General features: G+C 74.6%; 22 protein-coding genes. 16 read left to right on the plus strand and 6 right to left on the minus strand.

The features are described from left to right. From QSK00_RS06255 to QSK00_RS06305, 11 genes are all read left to right on the plus strand, one after another. Nucleotides 1-1230 (plus strand): aminotransferase class III-fold pyridoxal phosphate-dependent enzyme, encoded by a 1230-nt coding sequence (locus QSK00_RS06255; RefSeq protein ID WP_285588690.1) that lies wholly within the window; start codon nucleotides 1-3, stop codon nucleotides 1228-1230. Between the two features lie 75 nt (nucleotides 1231-1305). Then, complete coding sequence (locus QSK00_RS06260; RefSeq protein ID WP_285588692.1) at nucleotides 1306-1542, plus strand: ribbon-helix-helix protein, CopG family; 237 nt, start codon at nucleotides 1306-1308, stop codon at nucleotides 1540-1542. Next, entirely contained in the window at nucleotides 1539-1970 is a 432-nt protein-coding gene (locus tag QSK00_RS06265; RefSeq protein ID WP_285588694.1) for a type II toxin-antitoxin system VapC family toxin, read from the plus strand. Before QSK00_RS06260 ends, QSK00_RS06265 begins: the two co-directional genes overlap by 4 nt. A gap of 78 nt (nucleotides 1971-2048) precedes the next feature. Further along, complete coding sequence (locus QSK00_RS06270; protein ID WP_285588696.1) at nucleotides 2049-2843, plus strand: response regulator transcription factor; 795 nt, start codon at nucleotides 2049-2051, stop codon at nucleotides 2841-2843. After that, the gene (locus tag QSK00_RS06275) at nucleotides 2840-3448 is read left to right on the plus strand and encodes a TetR/AcrR family transcriptional regulator (RefSeq protein WP_285588697.1); all 609 of its coding nucleotides are present in this window, start codon (nucleotides 2840-2842) and stop codon (nucleotides 3446-3448) included. The genes QSK00_RS06270 and QSK00_RS06275 overlap by 4 nt, the downstream gene beginning before the upstream one ends. Before the next feature lie 104 nt (nucleotides 3449-3552). Continuing rightward, a complete protein-coding gene (locus QSK00_RS06280) occupies nucleotides 3553-5091 on the plus strand; it encodes a class I adenylate-forming enzyme family protein (RefSeq protein ID WP_285588698.1) in 1539 nt (512 codons plus the stop codon). Nucleotides 5092-5197: 106 nt separating this feature from the next. Continuing rightward, nucleotides 5198-6442: an acyl-CoA dehydrogenase family protein gene (locus QSK00_RS06285; protein ID WP_285588699.1), complete on the plus strand. Its 1245-nt coding sequence runs from the start codon at nucleotides 5198-5200 to the stop codon at nucleotides 6440-6442. A gap of 2 nt (nucleotides 6443-6444) precedes the next feature. Further along, nucleotides 6445-7974 (plus strand): acyl-CoA carboxylase subunit beta, encoded by a 1530-nt coding sequence (locus QSK00_RS06290; RefSeq protein WP_285588701.1) that lies wholly within the window; start codon nucleotides 6445-6447, stop codon nucleotides 7972-7974. After that, on the plus strand, nucleotides 7971-9731 hold the full coding sequence (locus QSK00_RS06295; protein WP_285588705.1) for an acetyl/propionyl/methylcrotonyl-CoA carboxylase subunit alpha: 1761 nt from the start codon (nucleotides 7971-7973) through the stop codon (nucleotides 9729-9731). The genes QSK00_RS06290 and QSK00_RS06295 overlap by 4 nt, the downstream gene beginning before the upstream one ends. Then, nucleotides 9728-10213 (plus strand): MaoC family dehydratase, encoded by a 486-nt coding sequence (locus QSK00_RS06300; RefSeq protein ID WP_285588706.1) that lies wholly within the window; start codon nucleotides 9728-9730, stop codon nucleotides 10211-10213. Before QSK00_RS06295 ends, QSK00_RS06300 begins: the two co-directional genes overlap by 4 nt. Then, nucleotides 10210-11283 (plus strand): MBL fold metallo-hydrolase, encoded by a 1074-nt coding sequence (locus tag QSK00_RS06305; RefSeq protein WP_352231093.1) that lies wholly within the window; start codon nucleotides 10210-10212, stop codon nucleotides 11281-11283. Before QSK00_RS06300 ends, QSK00_RS06305 begins: the two co-directional genes overlap by 4 nt. Here the strand turns inward: QSK00_RS06305 and QSK00_RS06310 are convergent, their stop codons facing one another. Genes QSK00_RS06310 through QSK00_RS06320 form a run of 3 tightly spaced genes read right to left on the minus strand, consistent with a single transcriptional unit; the run spans nucleotide 11284 to nucleotide 14149 of the window. After that, complete coding sequence (locus QSK00_RS06310; protein ID WP_285588708.1) at nucleotides 11284-12324, minus strand: ketopantoate reductase family protein; 1041 nt, start codon at nucleotides 12322-12324, stop codon at nucleotides 11284-11286. It lies immediately after the preceding gene. Nucleotides 12325-12333: 9 nt separating this feature from the next. Then, nucleotides 12334-12990, minus strand: a complete 657-nt coding sequence (locus QSK00_RS06315; RefSeq protein WP_285588710.1) for a TetR/AcrR family transcriptional regulator — start codon at nucleotides 12988-12990, stop codon at nucleotides 12334-12336. Nucleotides 12991-13006: 16 nt separating this feature from the next. Beyond that, nucleotides 13007-14149 carry an epoxide hydrolase family protein gene (locus tag QSK00_RS06320; RefSeq protein WP_285588711.1) on the minus strand — a complete coding sequence of 381 codons (1143 nt, stop codon included), beginning with the start codon at nucleotides 14147-14149 and terminating at the stop codon, nucleotides 13007-13009. A 106-nt stretch (nucleotides 14150-14255) separates the two neighbouring features. Between QSK00_RS06320 and QSK00_RS06325 the strand changes: the two genes are divergently transcribed. Then, nucleotides 14256-14720 carry a hypothetical protein gene (locus tag QSK00_RS06325; protein WP_285588714.1) on the plus strand — a complete coding sequence of 155 codons (465 nt, stop codon included), beginning with the start codon at nucleotides 14256-14258 and terminating at the stop codon, nucleotides 14718-14720. Then, nucleotides 14717-15043: a winged helix-turn-helix domain-containing protein gene (locus QSK00_RS06330; RefSeq protein ID WP_285588715.1), complete on the plus strand. Its 327-nt coding sequence runs from the start codon at nucleotides 14717-14719 to the stop codon at nucleotides 15041-15043. Before QSK00_RS06325 ends, QSK00_RS06330 begins: the two co-directional genes overlap by 4 nt. 11 nt (nucleotides 15044-15054) lie before the next feature. Here QSK00_RS06330 and QSK00_RS06335 read toward each other — a convergent pair whose 3' ends face one another. Continuing rightward, nucleotides 15055-15399: a VOC family protein gene (locus tag QSK00_RS06335; protein WP_285588717.1), complete on the minus strand. Its 345-nt coding sequence runs from the start codon at nucleotides 15397-15399 to the stop codon at nucleotides 15055-15057. Nucleotides 15400-15555: 156 nt separating this feature from the next. On the opposite strand from QSK00_RS06335, the gene QSK00_RS06340 reads away from it, so the two are divergent. The 3 genes from QSK00_RS06340 to QSK00_RS06350 all read left to right on the plus strand — a co-directional run bounded on the left by QSK00_RS06340 (nucleotide 15556) and on the right by QSK00_RS06350 (nucleotide 18121). After that, the gene (locus QSK00_RS06340) at nucleotides 15556-15903 is read left to right on the plus strand and encodes a YciI family protein (RefSeq protein WP_285588720.1); all 348 of its coding nucleotides are present in this window, start codon (nucleotides 15556-15558) and stop codon (nucleotides 15901-15903) included. Beyond that, nucleotides 15890-17107: an RNA polymerase sigma factor gene (locus tag QSK00_RS06345; RefSeq protein ID WP_285588721.1), complete on the plus strand. Its 1218-nt coding sequence runs from the start codon at nucleotides 15890-15892 to the stop codon at nucleotides 17105-17107. The genes QSK00_RS06340 and QSK00_RS06345 overlap by 14 nt, the downstream gene beginning before the upstream one ends. A 159-nt stretch (nucleotides 17108-17266) precedes the next feature. After that, entirely contained in the window at nucleotides 17267-18121 is an 855-nt protein-coding gene (locus QSK00_RS06350) for a TIGR03621 family F420-dependent LLM class oxidoreductase (protein WP_285588723.1), read from the plus strand. A 4-nt stretch (nucleotides 18122-18125) separates the two neighbouring features. Here QSK00_RS06350 and QSK00_RS06355 read toward each other — a convergent pair whose 3' ends face one another. Then, nucleotides 18126-18554 (minus strand): hypothetical protein, encoded by a 429-nt coding sequence (locus QSK00_RS06355; protein WP_285588724.1) that lies wholly within the window; start codon nucleotides 18552-18554, stop codon nucleotides 18126-18128. Nucleotides 18555-18592: 38 nt separating this feature from the next. After that, nucleotides 18593-21685: an ATP-binding protein gene (locus tag QSK00_RS06360; protein ID WP_285588725.1), complete on the minus strand. Its 3093-nt coding sequence runs from the start codon at nucleotides 21683-21685 to the stop codon at nucleotides 18593-18595. Nucleotides 21686-21850: the final 165 nt, after the last annotated feature.

Here is a 21850-nt window from a genome sequence, read left to right on the forward strand (position 1 = left end):
ATGACCACACTCGAGATCGGACTGGGCGAGCAGGAGCTGGCGCTGCGGGAGCGCGCGGGCCGGGTGATCCCGGGCGGGATGTACGGGCACATGTCGGTGTCGGCGTTCTCCACCGCGCACCCGCAGTTCGTGGTGTCGGGGGAGGGCGCACGGGTGTGGGACGCCGACGGGCGCGAGTACCTCGACCTGATGTGCAGCTGGGGCCCGATGATCCTCGGGCACCGCCACCCCGCGGTGACGGCGGCGATCGTCGACCAGCTCGGGCGCGGCGACTGCCTCGACGGCATCAGCCCGACCGCGGTGGAGTACGCGGAGCTGCTCGTCGACACCGTGGCCGCCGCGGACTGGGCGCTGTTCTGCAAGAACGGCACCGACGCGATGACCACCGCCATGACGACGGCCCGCGCGGCGACCGGGCGCCGCAAGGTGCTCGTCGCACGCGGTGCCTACCACGGCGCGGTGCCGGGCTTCGCCGTGCGCGGCGGCGGCGTCACCCCGGAGGACCAGGCCCACCTGATCCGCTACGAGTACAACGACCTCGCCTCCGTGCGAGCCGCGGCGGACGAGGCGGGCTCCGACCTCGCCGCCATCCTCGTCACGCCGTTCCGGCACGACATCAAGCGCGACCAGGAGCTGGTCGACCCGGCCTTCGCGCGCGGGCTCCGGGACCTGGCCGACCGGACCGGCGCGGTGCTCGTCCTTGACGACGTGCGCGCCACCCACCGGCTCGACCTCGCCGGCTCGTGGGAGTCCCTCGGCGTGCGCCCTGACCTGTCGGCGTGGTCGAAGCCGTTGGCCAACGGGCAGCCCCTCGGCGCCGTGACCGGCATCGACGCGCTGCGCGAGGCGGTCGGCACGATCTACGTGACGGGGTCGTTCTGGACGGGTGCGGTGCCGCTGGCGGCGGGGTTGGCGACGCTGACCGAGCTGCGTCGCGGCGAGGCCCTCCCGGCGATGGAGCGGGCGGGGACGCGGTTGCGCTCCGGCCTCGCGGCCCAGGCCGCCGCGCACGGGGTGACGATCCGGCAGACCGGGCCGGTGCAGATGCCGATGCTGTCGTTCGACGACGACCCGGACTTCCGGCGCGTCACGGCGTGGGCGGAGGCCGCCGTGCAGCGCGGGGTGTACCTGCACCCCTGGCACAACTGGTTCCTGTCCTCGGCCCACACCGACGAGGTGATCGACGCGATCCTCGAGCGCACCGACGGGGCGTTCGCGGCGGTCGCGTAGGAAACCGCGCGCGGCACGTGGGCATCACGATGCATGATCTGTGCATCGTGATGCAGCTGGCGTATCGTTCGGTGCATGCGCACAACGATCACGATCGACGACGGTCTGCTCGACCAGGTGCGCCGACGGGCGGCCGAGCTCGGCCGGACGGTCAGTCAGGTGATCGAGGACGGCGTCCGCGAATCGCTCCTGCGCCGGGAGGAGGGCCCGGCTTCCGCCTTCCGCGTCCGCCCCTTCCACGGCGGGCGGGTGCGGGCCGGGGTCGACCTCGACGACAACGCGGCGCTGCTCGACGCGATGGACGACCGGTGATCGCCTGCGACGTGAACGTCCTCGTCCACGCCTTCAACGCCGACGACGAGCAGCATGAGCCGTACCGCCACTGGTTGGAGGCGGCCGCCGGCGGGCACGAGCCGTTCGGGCTGTCGGCCGTGGTGGCGAGCGGGTTCATCCGGGTGGTGACCCACCCGAAGGTGCTCGACGAGCCGCTGGCCGTATCGGCGGCACTGGACCTGCTGGCCGCTCTCCGGTCGGCTCCGGCGGTCGTACCCCTCGAACCGGGCCCGCGGCACTGGGTCCTGTTCGACGACCTGTGTCGGCGCGCGGGCGCGCGAGGCAACGCCGTCCCGGACGCCTTCCTGGCGGCCCTCGCGATCGAACACGGCTGCACGTGGGTGACCGCCGATCGCGGATTCGCGCGCTATCCCGGTCTCCGGGTGCGGCACCCGCTGGAGTCGTGACGCCTCTCGGTTCCGCCCGGAGGTGCTCGGGCCATGAGTAGTATCCCTAGTCACACCTAGAACATCGAGGTGGTGGCGATGGCGGCGACGGGCACGGCCGGGGCGGACCCGCAGCTCGAACGCGCGGTGCGGGCGGTGGCGGCCCTCGACGTCGTCGACATGGCGTTCGCCGCGTCGATGCCCTCCCCGCGGACCTTCCGCCTCGGGTACATGCGGGGTCACCGCGTCGGCTCGATGGACGGTCTCGAGACGTCCGTCGGGGCCGGACTCGGGGGGAAGGTGCTGGCGCTGGACCGGCCGCTGGCCGTGGCCGACTACGCGCGGGACCCCGGCATCACCCACCAGTTCGACCAGGCCGTGGCCGCCGAGGGGCTGCACGCCGTGTTCGCCCTGCCCGTCCGGGTGGGGACCGACCTGCGCGGCGCGGTGTACGGCGCCGTGCGCCGACCGCTGGACCTCGGGGAGCGGTTCCTGCGGGGCGCGGTCCGGGCCGTGCGGGCCGCGACGCGGGTGACCGCACCGCACCCGGCCGGCGTGGTCCTCGGCGCGGACGAGGTCGCTGAGCTGCTGGCGATCCTGGCGGCGACGCGGCCCGCCGTCCCCGACGCCGACGTCCGCGACCGGCTGGACCGGCTCACGACGCGCCTGGACCGGCCGTCCCACGAGGCCACCGCCCGCGCCGCGCTCTCCGCCCGCGAGCTCGAGGTGCTCGGCGTCGTCGCGCTCGGGTGTGGCAACGCCGAGGTCGCCCGGCGGCTCTTCCTCAGCGTCGAGACGGTCAAGTCGTACCTGAAGTCGGCGATGGCCAAGCTCGACAGCCACACCCGCAGCGAGGCGGTCCACCGGGCGCGTGCCGCAGGACTGCTCCCGTGACGGACGCACCGGCCCCGCCGAGTCGGATCGAGCGCAAGCGCGCGCAGCGGGTGGCCGAGCTGGAACGGGCCGCGGCGCGACTGTTCGCGCAGCGCGGGTACGACCGCACGAACTTCGAGGACGTCGCGGCCGAGCTGGACCTGCGCGGACCCAGCCTCTACCACTACTTCTCCTCCAAGGAGGACCTGCTCCGCCGCTGCCTGCAGAGCTCCTCCGAGGAGGTCCTCGGACGCCTGCGGGCGATCGTGGACGCCTCGGGTCCTCCCTCCGCGGTGCTGCGCTCCCTGTTCCGCGAGCAGGTGCTCATCGAGGTCCGCGACTTCCCGGAGTTCGCGCCGCTCTTCCTGACGATGCCGGTGTCGGTCCCCGAGATCCGCGCGATCGTCCTCGAGGTGCGGCGCGCGCACGCGGCGATCTTCGAGGAGGTCGCCGAGCGGGTCGTCGACGCTCCGGGCCCCGAGACGATGCGGGTCCGGATGTCGGTGGTCTTCGGCGCCCTGGCCTACATCCCGGAGTGGTACGACCCGGCGGGGCGGCTCGCTCCGGACGCCCTCGCCGACGAGATGGCCGACACGCTCCTCGCGCTCTTCACCGCACGCGGCTGACCCGCCCACCCCTCGATCGTGGGTATCGGGGGTGTGACCCGGGCCATAGCGTCGGGCGCCCAACGGCCAGCGCCGGCCGCGCCCGACGACGAGGAGCCCCGCCCGTGGACGTCCCGAGCCTCATGCGCCAGTCCATGACCCTCTACCGCGACCGGACCGCCCTGGTCACCGAGACCGCGACCTTCACCTTCGCGCAGGCCTGGGAGCGCGGGGTCCGGCTCGCCAACGGGCTGCGGGCGCTGGGAGTCCGGCCGGGCGACCGCGTCGCCGGGCTCGAGGACAACAACCTGGGCGCCGCGGACCTGTTCCTCGGCGCCGCCATCGCGGGCGCGGTCCGGGTGCCGCTCTACGCCCGCAACGCGCGGCAGTCCCACCGCCACATGATCGAGCAGACCCAGACGCGGGTCGTGCTCGTCGACGCCGTGCACGCCGCCGAGGTCGAGGGCCTCGACGCCGAGATCGAGGGACTGTCGCGCATCTTCGTGCGCGACGACGGCTACGAGTCCTGGCTCGCCGGGCAGTCCGACGTCGATCCGGAACTGGAGGTCGACGGCGACGACTGGTACATCATCCGCCACTCGGCCGGGACCACGGGACGTCCGAAGGGCATCGGCTACACCCAGCACGACTGGCTGGTCAACTGCCGGAACTGGTACTACCGGCTCCCGAACCTGCAGACCCACAGCGTGGTCGGCCACGCCGGACCCATCTCCCACGCCTCGGGCTACCTGTTCCTCCCCGCCTGGCTGCACGGCAGCGTCAACCTGCTCTTCGGGGCGTTCGACGCGGCGAAGGTGCTCGCGATGATGGAGCGCCACGGGGTGACGCACATGTTCGCGCCGCCGTCGATGGTCCAGATGCTCACCGCGGAGCCGTCACGTACCGAGCGCGACGTGTCCGCGCTGGAGTGCCTCCTCGTGGGCGGTGCCCCGATCACCGACGCCACCGCGCTGGCCGGCCGCGCCGCGTTCGGGGACGTGCTCCACCAGGTGTTCGGGCAGACCGAGGCCGTGCCGCTCACCGTGATGACCCCGCAGGAGTGGTTCTCCGAGGTCCCGGGGTCGCAGCCCCTGCGGGCGGCGGGCAAGGTCCTGCCGTTCGCGCGGCTCGAGGTGCGCGACGAGGAGGGCACCGTCCTCCCGCTCGGCGCCGAGGGCGAGCTGTTCGCGCGGGTCGAGTCGCAGATGACGGGCTTCTGGAACGACGACGAGCTCACGGCCACGCGGCTGGTCGACGGCTGGATCCGCACCCGGGACATCGGGCGGATCGACGAGAACGGCTACGTCTACATCCTCGACCGGGCCGACGACATGATCGTCTCGGGTGGCTTCAACATCTGGCCCGCCGAGCTCGAGTCGGCCATCGCCGACCACCCCGCCGTCATCGAGGTCGCGGTCTTCGCCGTCCCGCACGAGAAGTGGGGCGAGACCCCCATGGCCGTCTGCCACGTCGCGCCCGACGCCGAGGTGACCGCCGACGAGGTGATCGACCTGGTCCGCCGCCGCCTCGGCTCGTACAAGAAGCCCGGCGGCGTCACGTTCACCCACGAGCCGCTGCCGAAGAACGTCGTCGGGAAGCTGCTGCGCAAGACGCTGCGGGAGCCCTACTGGGCCGATCAGGGGCGCCGGGTCGCCGGCGCCTGAGCCGCCGCGCGGGACATGGTCGCCTCGATGCGTGCCCCGAAAATCTAGGCATGACTAGAACAATGAGCGTACTGTCGAGATCCGCCGACCACCCCGGGAGCCAGCGATGACCCAGACCACCGACCGGCCCGTCGACCAGGCGGCCGACGCGCTGCTCGAGGAGGACTACGGCGTGCCGTGGGCCCTCGAGGACCACCACCGGGAGTGGCAGCGGGCGATGCGCGACTTCTGCACCCGGGAGGTCGCGCCGGGCGCGGCCGAGCGCAGCATCGAGGGGCGGTTCGACGCCGACCTCGCACGGGCCGCCGGACGTCTCGGCGCCTACGGCCTGCTCGCCCCGGAGCGCTTCGGCGGCGGGGGAGCGGACCTCCGCACGCTGTGCGTCGCGGCCGAGGAGCTGGCCCGCGTCGACTCCTCGCTCGCCGTGACCGTGCACGTGCAGGCGATCAGCGTCGCCCTGCTCGCCCACCTCGCCCAGGGCCGGGACGACCTGCTGGAGGAGGTGCTGCCGTCCGCCTGCACGGGCGAGACGTTCGTGTCGTTCGGGCTCACCGAGCCGACCGGGGGCTCGGACGCCGGCAACATCGCGACGACCGCCCGCCGCGACGGCGACGGCTGGGTGCTCAACGGCGCGAAGCAGTTCATCACCAACTCCGGCACGCCGTTCTCCCGCTACGTGATCCTCTTCGCCGCGACCGGCGACGCGATCACCCCGGAGACCGTGGCCGCCCGCGGGCGCCGCCCGGTGTCGGCGTTCCTCGTGCCGCTGGACGCGCCCGGGGTCACCGTGGGCGGCCCCTACGCGAAGATGGGGTGGCGCGCCTCGGACACCCACCCGCTGTTCTTCGACGAGGTCCGGCTCCCGGCGGAGGCGCTGCTGGGCGAGGAGGGCCGCGGGTACCGCGAGGCCCTGGGCTTCCTGACGTGGGCCCGCCTCCCGATCGCGGCGATGAGCACCGGCCTCGCGCTCGGCTGCCTCGACGACGTCCGGCGCTTCGTCGCGGACCGCACCTCCTTCGGCGCCCCGCTCGGCGGCCACCAGGGCGTGGCCTTCCAGCTCGCGGACATCGCTGCTCTTGCCTCGACGGCGCGGGTGATGACCTACGACGGCGCCTGGAAGTACGACCGCGGGATGCCGATCGCGAAGGAGGCGGCGACGGCGAAGCTGGTGGCGTCCGAGGCCGCGAACAAGGCGGCCTACATCGCGACGCAGCTCGAGGGCGGCTACGGGTTCGTCCAGGAGAGCGCGGCGACGCGGCACTACCAGGACGCCCGCATCCTCACGATCGGCGAGGGGACCTCCGAGGTGCAGCGCCTGCTCCTGGCCCGCGGACTCGGGCTGCCGGTCTGAGGATGACGACGCTCGAGCGCCGCGACGACGCGGACGACCTGAGGACGGCCACGGAGCGGGCGCGCGCCGGCGGTGACCCCTCGCGGTGGCCGACGAAGCTCCCGGTGCGCGACCGGCTCGCCGTCCTGCTCGACCCGGGCAGCTTCGTCGAGGACGGGCTGCTCGCCGACGCCCACGCCGACGGCCTGCCCGCCGACGGCGTCGTCACCGGGGTCGGGCGGGTCGACGGCCGCCCGGTCGCGGTCATCGCGCACGACTTCACGGTGAAGGCGGGCTCCTGGGGCGAGCTGACCTGCGAGAAGCAGATCCGCATCCTGGAGCGGGCCGACCGGGACCTGCTCCCGGTGTTCTACCTGGTCGACTCCGCGGGCGGGCGCCTGAGCGACCAGATGGGCTTCTTCCCCGGACGACGCGGGGCCTCCCGGATCTTCGCCCTGCAGGTGCGGCTCTCCGGGCGGGTCCCACAGATCTGCTGCCTGCACGGGCCCTCGGCGGCGGGCGGCGCCTACATGCCGGCCTTCACCGACTGGGTGGGGATGGTCGAGGGCCACGCCTCGATGTACCTGGCGTCGCCCCGGATCGCGGAGAAGGTGACCGGGGAGCGGACGACGCTCGAGGAGATGGGCGGCGCGGTCATGCACGCCACGGTCTCGGGGTGCGGGGACGAGGTCTTCACCGAGGACTGGGAGGCCGTCGCGGCCGCGCGGCTGCTGTTCTCCTACCTGCCCGACCACTGGGAGGCGCGACCCCCCGTGGCGGAGCCCGTGCCGCCGGCCCGGGAGGACTGGGACGGAGCGGTCCCGTCCGACCCGAACGTCTCCTACGACGTCCGGGAGGTGATCGACCGGTTCGTCGACGGGGACAGCTTCTTCGAGATCAAGGCGGGGTGGGCCGAGGAGATGGTGGTCGGCCTCGCGCGCCTCGACGGGCAGGTGGTCGGCCTAGTCGCGAACCAGCCGATGGTGCGCAGCGGGGCGATCTTCGTCGACTCGGCGGACAAGGCCACCCGCTTCATCACGATGTGCGACGCCTTCAACGTCCCGATCGTCTTCCTCCACGACGTCCCGGGCTTCATGGTCGGCGTCGCCGTGGAGCGGCAGGGGATCATCCGGCACGGCGCGAAGCTGGTCAGCGCGATGGCGAGCGCGGAGGTGCCCGTCATCAGCGTGGTGCTGCGCAAGTCCTACGCGGCGGGCTTCTACGCGATGTGCGCTCCCGGCTTCGCGCCGCGGGCGACGCTGGCGCTGCCCACCGCCACGATCGGCACGATGGCGGCCGAGGCGTCGGTCAACGCGATGTACGCCGGCCGGGTCGCGGCGATCGAGGACGAGGCCGAGCGGGCCGCGTTCGTCGCCGCCCGGGTCGCCGAGCAGGAGGCCGACGTGAACCTGCTGCGGATGGCGAGCGACCTCGTCGTCGACGCGGTGGTCGAGCCGACCGACCTGCGCGGTGAGCTCGCCCGTCGCCTCGCGGACGCAGCGCGTTGGACCCGGGGACCGAAGTCCCGCCACCGACCCAACACCCCGGTGTGACCGTGCTGCACAGCGTGCTGATCGCCAACCGTGGCGAGATCGCCGTGCGTGTGGCGCGGGCGTGCAGGGACGCAGGCCTGACGAGTGTCGCGGTGTACGCCGACCCGGACCGCGACGCCCCGCACGTGCGGATCGCCGACCAGGCCTTCGGCCTCGGCGGGCAGACCGCGGCGGAGTCGTACCTGAACATCGAGAAGATCATCGACGCCGCGCGCCAGTCCGGCGCGAACGGTATTCACCCCGGCTACGGGTTCCTCTCGGAGAACTCCGACTTCGCCCAGGCCGTCATCGACGCCGGCCTGATCTGGATCGGCCCGTCCCCGCAGGCCATCCGCGACCTCGGCGACAAGGTCACCGCCCGCAAGATCGCCGAACGCGCCGGCGCCCCGCTCGTGCCCGGCACCAAGGACCCCGTCGCCGACGCCGACGAGGTCATCGCCTTCGCCGACGAACACGGCCTGCCGGTCGCGATCAAGGCCGCGTTCGGCGGCGGCGGCCGCGGCATGCGCGTCGCCCGCGAACGCGCCGAGATCGCCGACATGTTCGACGCCGCCGTCCGCGAGGCCGTCTCGGCGTTCGGGCGCGGCGAATCCTTCGTCGAGCGCTACCTCGATCGGCCCCGCCACGTCGAGGCCCAGGTCCTGGCCGACCAGCACGGCACCTGCATCGTCGTCGGCACCCGCGACTGCTCGCTGCAGCGCCGCCACCAGAAACTCGTCGAGGAGGCCCCCGCGCCGTTCCTGACCGACGAGCAGCGCAAACGCATCCACACCTCCGCCCGCGACATCTGCCTCGAGGCCGGCTACTCCGGTGCCGGGACCGTGGAGTTCCTCGTCGGCGAGGACGGCACCATCTCCTTCCTCGAGGTCAACACCCGCCTGCAGGTCGAACACCCCGTCTCCGAGGAGACCTCCGGCCTCGACCTCGTGCGCGAGCAGTTCCGCATCGCCAACGGCGAACACCTGCGCATCACCGAAGACCCCGAACCCCGCGGGCACTCCATCGAGTTCCGGCTCAACGGCGAGGACGCCGGCCGCGGCTTCCTCCCCGCCCCCGGCACCGTCACCCGCTTCGTCGCCCCCTCCGGGCCCGGGGTGCGCGTCGACGCCGGGGTGGAGTCCGGATCGGTGATCGGCGGCCAGTTCGACTCCATGGTCGGCAAGCTCATCGTCACCGGCGAGGACCGCCAACAGGCCCTGGAACGCTCCCGCCGCGCCCTGTCCGAGATCGTCGTCGAGGGCCTGCCCACCGTCATCCCGTTCCACCGCCTCGTCGTCACCGACCCCGCCTTCACCGCCCCCGACGGCGCCTCCTCCTTCACCGTCCACACCCGCTGGATCGAGACCGAGTGGAACAACACCGTCGAGCCCCACGAGGACCGCGGTGCCGCAGGAGCGTTGGTGCGCATCGGGAAGCGGTGGCTGCCGGTCGCGGTGCCGGGCCTGTCCGCGGCGGTGGGGGAGCGGGCCGCGGCCGCCGCCACCCGGCCCCGCGGCGGCGGGGCGTCGGCCTCGCCGTCGTCGGTGGCGGCGCCGATGCAGGGCACCGTCGTGAAGATCGCCGTCGCCGCGGGCGACACCGTCTCCGCGGGCGACCAGATCGTCGTCGTCGAGGCCATGAAGATGGAGAACCCCGTCACCGCCCACCAGGACGGCGTCGTCGTCGGGCTCGACCTCGCGGTCGGCGCCTCGGTGTCGCAGGGGCAGGTCCTGTGCCGGATCGACGCCGTCCCCCCGAACGCAGAGGAGCAGCAGTGACCGAGCAGGTGGACCGGCCGGTGTCCGGGCGCTGGTTCGAGGAGCTCGAGGTCGGCGACGTCGTCCGGCACGCGACCCGGCGGACGGTGACCGAGACCGACAACGTCCTGTTCACCACGATGACCATGAACCCGGCCCCGATGCACCTCGACGCGGAGTACGCGGGCGCGAGCGAGTTCGGCCGGCCGCTGGTCAACAGCATGTTCACGCTCGGGCTCGTCGTCGGGCTGTCGGTCCCGGAGCTGACGCTGGGGACCATCGTCGCCCAGCTCGGGCTCACCGACGTCGCCTTCCCCGCCCCGGTGTTCCACGGCGACACGATCGCGGTGGAGACCACCGTCGTCTCCCGGCGGGAGTCCCGCTCGCGGCCCGACGCCGGGCTGGTCGAGTTCGAGCACCGGGCCACGAAGCAGGACGGCACGCTGGTCTGCCGGGCGACGCGGACCGGGCTCATGTCCAAGCGGCCGCAGGGGCGGTCGTGAACGCTCCGCACGCCACGGAGGTCGTGGGGGAGGCGGTGCTCGGCGCGCCGGAGGAGGCCGACCCGGCGTGGCCGTGGCACCGACCCGGCGTCTACGCGGTCGCGCCGGGCGTCTTCCGCATCCCGCTGCCGCTGCCCGACGCGGGGCTGCACTCGGTCAACGCCTACGTCCTCGACGGCCCGGACGGCGTGGTCGTCGTCGACCCGGGGCAGGCGACCCCGGAGGGGCGGGAGCACCTGGCGCGCGGGCTCGCGATGCTGGGCCGCCACCCGCGGGACGTCCGTCGGTGCCTCGTCACCCACGTGCACCGCGACCACTACACGCGGGCCGTCGAGCTGCGCCGTGAGTTCGGGCCCGGCATCGCGCTCGGCCGGGCGGAGCGGCGGTCGCTCGCGCTCATCGCGGACCCGGCCTACAGCATCGTCGGGACGCAGCTGGAGCTGCTCGTCCGCGCCGGTGCCGCCGACCTCGCCCGGGAGCTGGCCGACGCCGACGACGGGGTGCCGCGCGACCTGTGGGAGCAGCCGGACACGTGGCTGGAGGACGAGGCGGTCGATCTCGGCTCCCGCGTCCTCGACGCGATCCCGACGCCGGGCCACACCCGCGGCCACCTGGTCTTCCGGGACGACGCCGCCGGGCTGCTCCTCGCGGGCGACCACGTCCTCCCGCACATCACGCCGTCGATCGGCTTCGAGCCCGACGTGCCGGACCGTCCGCTCGGTGACTACCTGCGCTCGCTCGCCCGGGTCCGCGCGCTGCCCGACACCTGGCTGCTGCCGGCCCACGGCCACGTCACGAGCAGCGTCCACCGCCGGGTCGACGAGCTGCAGGAGCACCACGCGCACCGCCTGGAGGAGACGGTGGTGCCGCTGCTCGAGCGGACCTGCACCGCGGCGGAGGTCGCCGGCCGGCTGCGGTGGACCCGCCGTCGTCGGGCCTTCGAGGAGCTCGGGCCGTTCGACCGGATGCTCGCCGTGCTGGAGACGCGCTCGCACCTGGACGTCCTCGTCGACCGGGGCCGCGCCCGCCGGGCGGAGGACGACGGGGTGGAGCGCTACGCCTCGACCTGATCACGCCAGACCGAGCGCCCGCCGGAGCTCGTCGGCGGTGATCGACCCCGGCCGCAGCCCGTCCCGGGCGGCCCGCCGCGCGAGCGTGGTGAGCCCGGCGTTCAGCGGCGCCGGCCGTCCGACGCGGCGGGCGGTCAGCGCGATCTCGCCGTTGAGGTAGTCGGTCTCGATGCTGCCGGTGCCGCGCATCAACGACTGCCAGCTCGACCCGCCCAGCTGTTCCGGCTCGCCCGGCACGGGGAGGAACTCGAGGCCCTCGGGCTCCCACCCGGCGCGGGACTCCTCCTTCCCGACGACGGCGACGCCGGCGGCCTCGAGGACCTCCTCCGCCTCGACGCGGGTCGCCTTCGCGATGTCCTCGGCGCCGGTCGTGTCGCCGAGCAGGGCCTCCAGCGCGTTGCCGGTGTTGGCGATCAGCTTGCGGTACTTCCACGCCAGGACCGCGTCGGTCGGCCGGACGAGGCATCCGGCCGGGTCCCAGTCGGCGGCCATCGCGGCGAGCAGGTCCCGGTCGGCCGCCGGGTCGGGGGAGTGGCCGTAGCGCCCGACGTGGAAGACGCCGCGCAGCGGCGCACCGCGGACGATGACCTCGCCGGGTTCGATCAGCACCGTCGGGAACCAGACGCACACGGCGAACACGCGGGCGGCGCGGCGCAGGGCGATCTCCTCGCCGGCCACGCCGTTGAGGGCGACGAGCACGGGCAGGACGTCGGCGGCCCGGCCGACCTCGGTCCCGTCGCGGTCGTGGACCGGGGCGTCGCCCCAGGTGTCGAGGATGGCGGCGGCCTGCGGGGTCTTCGCGGTGAGCACGAGGACGTCGTCGACGGTCAGTCGCGCCTGCTCGGGGGCGGTGGCCACCGGTACGGCGAGGGTCTCGGTGAGGTCGGGGCAGCGCAGCGTGAGGCCGCGCTCGGTCATGACCCGCGCGTGCTCGCCGCGGGCGACGAGCAGGACCTGCCGTCCCTGCCGGGCGAGCAGGCCGCCGAGTGCGCTGCCGACCGCGCCGGCGCCGAGGAAGACGTACCGCGGGGAGTGATCCACCGGCTCTTCCTACGCCCCTGCGGGGCCCGACGGGAGGCCGGGCCGGGGGCGCCCCTGGAGCCGTCGCACGGCCTCGTCGTCGGGCGTGTCCCCGGCGGGCGCCGCCCCGGGCCGCAGCCCCGCGAGGGCGAGGGCGAGGGCGCGGCGCCAGGTCCCGTCGTCGGGTGGGCCCGCGGCCTGGACGCCCGAGACCATGAGGTCGACGAGCACCAGGTCGCCCGGGCCGATCCCGGCATCGATCGTCCCCGCCGCGTGGGCGCGGGCGAGGAGGACCTCGATCGAGGGCGTGATCCGCTCCTGCGCCCGGCCGGCGAGTTCCGGGCCGAGCGGGCCCGACCGCAGGACCTGCGAGAGCCCGCCCTCCCCGGCCTGCTGCTCGGCGACCGTCGTGAGGAAGCGCTCGACCCCGTCTCCGTGCCGGTCGTCGGCGACCGCCGCCTCCGCGAGGGCGGCCACCGCGTCCACGTGACGCTCGAAGAGGGCCCGGACCAGGGCGTCCCGGTCGGGGAAGCGGCGGTACAGCGTCCCGATCCCGACGCCCGCGGCCGCGGCGACGTCCTCGAGCGGCACGCCGGGGCCGCGCTCGACGACGAGCCGGGCGGCCGCGTCGAGGAGCCGCTGCCGGTTGCGCTCCGCGTCCCGGCGCAGGGGCGTCCCGTCGGTCACGGCCGGACGGTATCCCTCACCGCAGGCCGCGGAACGTGGCCCGGACGTCCTCGACGAGCGCGGCGGGCTGCTCCATCGCGGCGAAGTGCCCGCCCCGGTCGTGGCGACGGTGGTGGACGACCGTCGCGTACCGGGCCTCGATCCAGCGCTGCGAGGCCCGGACCGGTTCCTTCGGGAACACGCTGACCCCGAGCGGGGTGGGGTTCGGCCCGCCCGCGGCGGGCGCCTCGCGGGCGGCCTCCCAGTACAACCGCGCCGAGGACGCCCCGGCATTGGGCAGCCAGTAGAGCATCACGTCGTCGAGGATCGCGTCGGAGCCGAGCACCGCGGCGGGGTCGCCGTCGGTGTCGGAGACATCGGCGAACAGCGCGTGGATCCAGGCGGCGAGGCCCACGGGGTTGTCGGCGAGCAGGTACCCGACGGTCTGCGGCCGGGTCGACTGCACGGCGGCGTAGGCCGAGAGCTCGGCGGTGTACCGCCCGGCGGACGCGATCATCTCCTGCTCCTCGGGCGTCGCGGAGGCGACCTCGTCCGCCGTCGGGAAGGCCGGGACGAGGTTGAGGTGCATCCCGACGAGGCCGGGCGGGGCGTCGCGCCCCATCCGGTCCACGACGGCGGCCCCCCAGTCGCCGCCCTGGGCCCCGAACCGGTCGCCGTAGCCGAGCCGGTCCATGAGCTCGGCCCAGGCGCCCGCGATGCGGCCGACGCCCCAGCCCGTCGTCGTGGGCCGGTCGGAGAAGCCGAAGCCGGGCATCGAGGGCACGACGACGTGGAAGGCGTCCTCGGCGGACCCGCCGTGGGCGACCGGGTCGGTGAGCGGCCCGATGACGTCGCGGAACTCGAGCACCGAGCCGGGCCAGCCGTGGCAGAGCAGCAGGGGGAGGGCGTCGGGCTCGGGGGAGCGGGTGTGCAGGAAGTGGACGCCGAGGCCGCCGACCTCGGTGCGGAACTGGCCGAACCCGTCGAGGACCTCCTCGGCGCGCCGCCAGTCGTAGCGCGTGCGCCAGTGCTCGACCAGCGCCTGCATCGCCCCGAGCTGCGGGCCCTGACCGGCGTCGTCCACCGTCTCCGCCTCCGGCCAGCGGACGTGGCCGAGCCGGGTCCGGAGGTCGTCGAGCACGGCGTCGGGGACGTCGGGGCGGAACGGGGTGATCGTCACGAGGCCAGAGTACCCATGAAATGGAGGAAAACCTCCTCTTTGGTACCTTGACTTTCCAGGCGGGCAAGAAGACTCTGTTTCCACCTAGGAAAGAGAGGTGGTCGCCATGGAGCGCATCACGAACGACCAGGCGCAGGCCGCGCTCGACCGGGCCGCCGTGGCGCGCGGCCGGGTCGCCGCCGAGGTCGGGCTGCCACGGTCTTACTGGTGGGGGCTGGCGGCAGGCTGGGTGGTGCTCGGCGCGCTCGGCGACGTCGGGCCGTCGTGGCTGGCCACGATCGCGACCATCGTGTTCGGGATCGGCCACTCGATCTTCGCGACCCGCCTGCTCGACGGGCGGCGTCGCACCGGGAACCTGCAGGTCAGTGCGGCGGTCGCCGGACGCCGGACCGCTCCGCTCGTCGTGGGCATGCTGCTGGTGCTGGTCGCCCTCACGATCGGGATCGCGTTCGCGCTCCACGCCGACGGCGCCCGGCACGTCGGCCTCTGGGCGGGTCTGTTCGTCGGCGCCGTGGTGGGGCTGGGCGGCCCGGAGATCCTGTCGGCGCTGCGGTCGCGGCTCGAGCGGTGACCGTGCCGCGGTTCGACGACCTGATCCACCCGGCGACCCGGCTCTCCCTCGTCGCGACCCTCGCGGCGGCCGACTGGGCCGAGTTCGCCTTCCTCAGGAACGGCCTCGGGCTCTCGGACTCGGCGCTGTCCAAGCAGCTCACCACGCTCGAGGACGCCGGGTACGTGGCCACCGAGCGCCGCCTCGAGGGCAGCCGGCGCAAACTGCGGGCGCGCCTGACGGAGCAGGGGCGCGACGCCTTCGACGGCCATGTCGCCGCCCTGCGCGAGATCGTCGACGGCGCCGCTCGGGTGTCACTGGGCGCCGACGACACCTCGACCTGACCCCGGTCGGCTCAGCTCGCGTCCTTCGGGCGCCAGACGCCGAACCGGTTGCCGTCGGGGTCGAGCAGGTGGGCGAACTCGATCGCCCCGCCGTCGACGAGGGGCACGGCGACCGTGGCGCCGAGGGACTCCGCCTGCCGCACGGTCGCCGCGACGTCGTCCACCTGCACGTAGAAGATCGCCCAGGTGCCGCCACCGAGCGACGTGGTGTCCCACAGCCCGCCCCGGTCGCCGTCCACCATCCGGTAGTCCTGCGGCGAGGGCTCCCCGACGGCCCAGCCGAACAGCCCGCCGTAGAAGCGCCGGGCCTCCTCGGCGTGCGGGGTGCCGATCTCGAAGTAGTTCACGGTGGCCATCGCGGTCTCCTCGGGGTGGTTCGGGACTGCCCTCTCGTGCTCGACGCGCGAGCACTCGCAGAATCGACAGCCGCCGCGTGTCGATGTCGGGCAGGCTCGCGCGTCGGGATGGTGGACGACCCGAGCGGCGGGCCGCCGAGGGAGAGGACGGACGACATGGCCCAGTACCTGGTGCTGATCTACAACGACGAGGCCGCGATGGACGAGGCCCGCGAGGAGGACTCCCGGGCGGTCACGGTGGCGCACCAGCGGTTCGCCGCGGAGCACCGGGCGGCGCTGCGCGGCGGGAACGCGCTGGAGCGCTCGTCGACGGCGACGTCGGTCCGCCCCGACGGTGCCGGCGGGTTCACGGTCACCGACGCCCCGTTCGCCGAGACCAAGGAGGGCCTCGGCGGCTACTACCTGATCGAGGCGGCCGACCTCGACGAGGCGGTGGCCGTCGCGAAGCAGGTGCCGACGATCGGCGGCGGGGTCGAGGTCCGGCCGGTCCGTGTCGTCGGCTGAGATCGCCGCGGCGGTCGCGGACGCGCATCGTCGGGAATGGGCCTCCGTGCTCGCCGCGACGGTGCGCGTCACCCGCGACCTCGACCTCGCCGAGGAGTGCGTGCAGGACGCCTACGCCCGGGCGCTCTCGGCCTGGGCCGCCGACGGCGTGCCGCGGAGCCCGGGGGCGTGGCTGACCACCACCGCCCGACGACGGGCGCTCGACCTGCTCCGCCGCGAGAGCACGGCCCGGCGGGCCCTGCCGCTGCTGGTCGAGGACGAACGGGTCGGCGCCCCCGAGGAGGACGACCGGCTCCGGCTCGTCTTCACCGCCTGCCACCCGGCGCTCGCCCGGGAGGCGCAGGTGGCCCTCGCGCTGCGGCTGCTGTGCGGGTGCTCGACGGCGGAGGTGGCCCGGGCGTTCCTGGTCGCCGAGCCGACGATGGCCGCCCGGATCACGCGCGCCAAGAAGAAGATCGCGGCGGCGCGCATCCCGTACCGGGTGCCGCCCGTGGACGAGCTCGGTGAGCGGGTGGAGGCGGTGTGCGAGGTGGTCCACCTGCTGTTCACCACCGGGCACGCCGCCCCGGCGGGCGCCGACCTGATCCGCCGCGACCTCGTCGAACGCGCGCTGGACCTCGCGCGGATGCTGCACGCCCTGCTCCCGCGCCGTCCCGAGGTCACCGGGTTGCTGGCGCTGATCCTGCTCACCGACGCCCGCCGGGAGGCGCGGCACGACGACGGGTCGCTGGTGCTGCTCGGCGACCAGGACCGCGGGCGGTGGGACCGGGCCGCGATCACGGAGGGCATCGCGTTGGTGCGGGAGGCGCTGCGCCACCGGCCGCCCGGGCGCTACGCGCTCATGGCCGCGATCGCCGCCGTGCACGACGAGGCGCCCTCGGCCGACGCGACCGACTGGCACGAGATCGTCGGCCTGTACGACCTGCTGGTCGCGCTGTGGCCCTCGCCGGTCGTGGCGCTGAACCGGGCGGTCGCGATCGGGTTCGCCGACGGGCCGGCCGCGGGGCTCGCGGCGCTCGAACCCCTCGGGGACGAGCCGCAGCTGGCGGGCTACCCCTATCTCGCCGTGGCCCGGGCCGAGTTCCTGCAGCGGCTCGGACGTGGCGCGGAGGCGCGGGACGCCTACGAGGAGGCGCTGCTGCTCACGGAGAACACGGTCGAGCGGGACCACCTCGCCGGGCGGCTGGCGCAGCTCGGACCGTGACCTCCCGAGCCCGGACCTCCCCTCCGCGAGGCGTCACCCATCGGGCTCCGGAGCCTTCGGCAGCCTGATCAGTGACGTCTCACGTGTCCCCGATGCGGTCGGGTAAGCCGTCCGTGAGATCCGGTCCGGCCTGCTCCATCGGCCCCTACCCTCGGCCTCGTGATCGACGACGGCGGCCGCCCCTTCCGCTTCGGCGTCGTCCTGCTCGGTGACGCGACGCCGACGTGGACGCAGCGGTGCCGGCGGGTCGAGGCCCTCGGCTTCGACACGCTGCTGGTCGCGGACCACTTGGGACGGCCAGGCCCGTTCACCGCGCTCGGTGCCGCCGCGGGCGTCACCGAGCGGACGCGACTCGGCACCCTCGTGCTCAACGCGGCCTTCCACGACCCCGTGCTGCTCGCGCGCGAGATGGCGACCCTCGACACCCTGTCCGGCGGCCGCGTCGAGCTGGGCCTCGGCGCGGGGTACGTGCGGTCCGAGTTCGACGCCCTCGGCATCCCGTACGGCACGGCCGGTGAACGCCTCGACGGGCTGGAGCGCTGCCTCGATCGACTCGCGCCGCTGCTGACCATGCCGCTCTTCCTCGGCGGGAACGGCGACCGCATGCTCCGGATCGCCGCGCAGCGGGCGCGGATCGTCGGCTTCAGTGGCACGACCACCGACCGGGAGGGTCGCCTCTCCCTGATCGCGGGCAGCTCCTACGCCGAGCGGGTCGACCATGCGCGCAGCGCCGCTGGGGACCGAGCGGGCGAGATCGAGTGGAACGCGCTGCTGCAGGTCGTCGAGATCACCGACGACCGGGAGCGGACGGCCGAGGAGCTCCGGCGGGCCCGCGCTCCGCACCTGACCCTCGACGAGTTCCTCGCCGCCCCGACCGTCCTCGTCGGGACCGTGGACGAGATGGCCGCCGAGCTCGAGCGCCGTCGTCGGGACCTCGGCCTCAGCTACATCACCGTGCTCGAACCCGCGATGGAGTCGATGAGGGCGGTGCTCGCCCGGGTCCGGGCGGGGTAGCAGCTCAGCGCTCGAGCAGGCCGATCACACGGTCCAGCTTGGTGTCGATCGACGAAACTCTCTCGTCGAGCGAGGTGACTTTGGTGTCGATCGCGGTCACTTTGGTGTCGAGCGAGGTCACTTTGGCGTCGAGCGAGGTGACCTTGGTGTCGAGCGCCGTGACGTCCGCGCGGAGGTCGGACACCTGGCCCCGGAGCTCGGTGAGGTCGGTACCCAGCTCCGCGAAGCGGTTGTCGTGGCGCCGCTGCGTGCCGTCGATGCGGGCGAGCATCTCGTAGATCGCCTGGACCTCGTTGTCGAGCTGCCGGATCTTCCGATCCACGTCGGCAGGAGAGGCGCTCATGGCGCTGATGCTACGACCTTCGCCTCGCGGGCAGGGGCCGATCCGGCCGGACGCGGTGTTCCGGGTCGAGGCCCGCGAGACGTCACCCATCGGGCTCCGGAGCCGCCGACGGCCCGATCAGTGACGTCTCACGGCCCCAGCCGGCGCAGCCCGAACGGCAACGGACCCGCATCCGATTCGACGTACCGCCCGAGGGCAGCCGCCGCATCGGCCCACGGCGTCCAGCCGAGCCGCCCCGCGAGGTCGGCCGCGACCTTGAACGCCTGCCGGGCCGGCTCCGGCTCGCCCGCGGCCAGCAGCGCCAGCCCCTGGTAGGTCGAGACAGGGCCGAGGGTCCCGGCGCCGATCCCGATGATCAGGAGCGCCTCCGGGTCCGGCGGCAGCCCCGCGAGCACCTCCCGCGCGGCGCGCTCGTCGCCGAGCGCGAACGCCGCCACCGCGGCGCAGCACAGTCCGGAGCGGTCGAAGAGCCGGTAGGGACGTCCTTCCCGACGGCGGCTCCACTCGGCCAGGTGGGTCCGCGCGGCCTCGGCGTCCCCGGCCTGGGCGGCGTCGGCGGCGGCGACGGCGGACCAGGCGGCCACGTGCGGGTAGAACTCGGCCGCGCCCGCCGGCAGCCCGTTCAACGAGGGCAAGGTGCCGGCGAGGACCCGGGTCGAGGCGAGGTGGACGCCGTAGGCGCCGAACGCGTCGGGGATGCCAAGGTCGAGGCCGCGGTCGCGGGCGCGCTCCGCCGCCGCGTCGGCCGCCTCCGCCTCGCCCCGGGCCGCGAGCAGCGTGGCCTCGACCAGCAGGCACGCCCAGATCGACCGGGAGTGCCGGTGGCGCGCGGCCGCCTCTCGCAGGCCCGTGCTGAGCGCCTCGGCGTCGTCCGTCCGCCCGGCGGCGAGCAGCGACGCGACGAGCAGCTCCTCCGCCTCCAGCCGCAGCTCCCGATCGCCGGTCGCCACGGCGAGACCGTGGGCGCGCTCGCCGTGACGGATGCGCTCGCGGACCACGACGGGTTCGTCGGCCAGCTGGTTGCCGCGCAGCAGGGCGACCTCGGCCTGCAGGCGCGGGTCCTCCGGGCTCGCCGCGGCGAGGGCGAGCAGCTCGGGCACCGCGTCGGCCTCGGCGTCGCCGAGGAACTGCTGCTGCTCGACGATGAGGGCGCGCAGCACCCGCACCCGGTCGCGGCGGTCGAGGGGGAGGCCCCGCACCTGCTGCAGGCGGGCGAGCCGTCGGGGGCGTCCGGCGACGGAGATGCCGACCGCGTCCGCCCCGACGGCGGCGTCCACCAGGGCGGGCACCGACGCGGCGGTGTCGGCGACGACGGCGTCGAGCACGTCGTCCGACTCGTCGATCCGCCCGAGCGCCTGCAGGACGAGACCGCGGGCGACCTGGACGGCGCACGGGTCGGACGCGGCGGAGGCGTCGCCGGCGGCGTCGAGCAGCGCGAGGGCCTCGACGAGGGCACCGCGTTCCCGCGCGGTCGTGGCGGCGGCGGCGCGTGCATCCGCGACGACACGCGGCGGCACCATGCTCGCGGCGCCGACCGCGTGCCGGAGCCGCTCGAACGGCTCGGCGTCGGCCGGGAGCTGGTCGAGCCGGGTCCGGTGGAGCTGGGCGCGCTCCGGGGCGGGCACCGGCTCTGCGGCCGCGGCCGCCGTGAGTTCGTGGCGGAAGGCGTAGCCGGCGCCGTCGGGAACGACGAGGCCGAGGTCGGCCGCGGGCCGCAGGGCCTGCAGCACCCGGCGCACCTCGAGGCCCAGCACCTCGGCGAGCGCGTCGACCGAGATCGGGGCGAGGACGGCGAGGGCCTCGAGCACCTCGCGGCAGTCGGCCGGGAGCCGGGCGAGCTGGTAGCCGAGCAGGGGCCGGAGCCGGTCGGGCACCGTCGGGCCGGACCCGTCGTCGTCCAGGGTGTCGAGCAGGGCCGCGAGGTGGAGCGGGTGGCCGGCGGAGCGGCTCCAGAGCGCGCTCGCGGCCTCGTCGTCGGGAAGTCCCCGCAGCGCGAGGAGTTCCGCGACCGCCGCCCGGTCGAGTTCCCGCACCGGGAGCTCGTGGACGCCGGGTAGCCGGGCGAGGTCGGCGCGGATCTCCTCCCACCGCGGATGGGCCACGGCGTCCGGCTCGCGGGCCGCCACCAGCACGACGATGCCCGGGGGCAGCCCGCGGCGGGCGAGCGAGAGCAGGGTGCCGAGCGACGCGGAGTCGGCGCGGTGGGCGTCGTCGAGGGTGAGCAGCAGGGGAGCGTCGGCGGCGCGCAGGCGCAGCACGCGGTGCACGGCGCGGCCGAACTCGGGGTCGTGGGGCGGGACCGGCGTGCCGAGGTCGTGGAGGCCCTCCGACCAGCCCGTCAGCGGGGTGTCGGCCTCGTTCCAGGCGCCGGAGCCGACGACCGCTCCCCGCAGGCCCGCCTCGTCGCGCGCCGCGCGCAGGAGCGACGTCTTGCCGATGCCGGCCTCGCCGAGGGCGAGGACGACCGCGCCGCGGTCGGGGTCGTCGAGCCGGGCCCGGACGGTCGCGAGGAGCTCGGCCCGCCCGACGACGGGTTCGTGACGGACGGGGAGGCGGCGCGGGGCGGCGAGCAGGGCCGCCTCGAGCTCCCGCAGTGCCGGTCCGGGGTCGACGCCGTGCTCGACCCGCAGCGCCCGCCGCGTCTCGGCGAAGGCGGCCAGTGCCTCGACGGTGCGCCCGAGCCGGTGCAGCGCGCGCATGGCGGCGCCGACGAGGCGTTCACGGTCGCGGTGGCTCGCGAGGTGGGGGAGGAGCGCCTCGACGGCGGCCTCCGCGTCGCCGGGGGCGTCGCGCTCGAGACGGGCGTCGGCGAGCCGTTCCAGGACGCGCAGGAAGCGTTCGTGGGCCTGGACCGACGCGGTGCCGAGCCGCTCCGAGGGCAGGCACCCGGGGAACGGCTCGCCCCACAGCTCAAGGGCGCGTTCGGCCGCGTCGATGGTCGTGTCGTCGCCGTCGGGGTCGAGCGCATCGGCGGCCGCCCGGAGGAAACGGACGAGGTCGACCTCGTCGTCGTCGAGGTGCAGGACGTACCCGCCGGCCGAGGAGACGAGCGCCGTGGGCGCGTCGGTGAACCGCTTCCGCAGGCGGGTGACCAGGACCTGCAGCGCGGCGGCCGGGCGGCGTGGCAGATCGGTGCCGTAGCACCCGTCGACGAGGGTGCCGCCGGAGACCGCACGGCCCGGAGCGAGCGCCAGGTGCGCGAGCAACGTCCGCAGACGCACGCTACCGACGGTGACACCGTCGATCTCCACCGTGCCGAGTAGTACCACGCGCGGACGATCGGCTGCCGAGTTCTCGGCCATCTTCCCCCCAGGGCTTCACACTCAGTGAAACTGGCCTGAAGATACGTCCGGGGGCGTGACGAGGACAGTGCTGGGGGGCACGCA

It is taken from the genome of Actinomycetospora sp. NBRC 106378, assembly GCF_030269685.1.
Lineage (GTDB): Bacteria > Actinomycetota > Actinomycetes > Mycobacteriales > Pseudonocardiaceae > Actinomycetospora.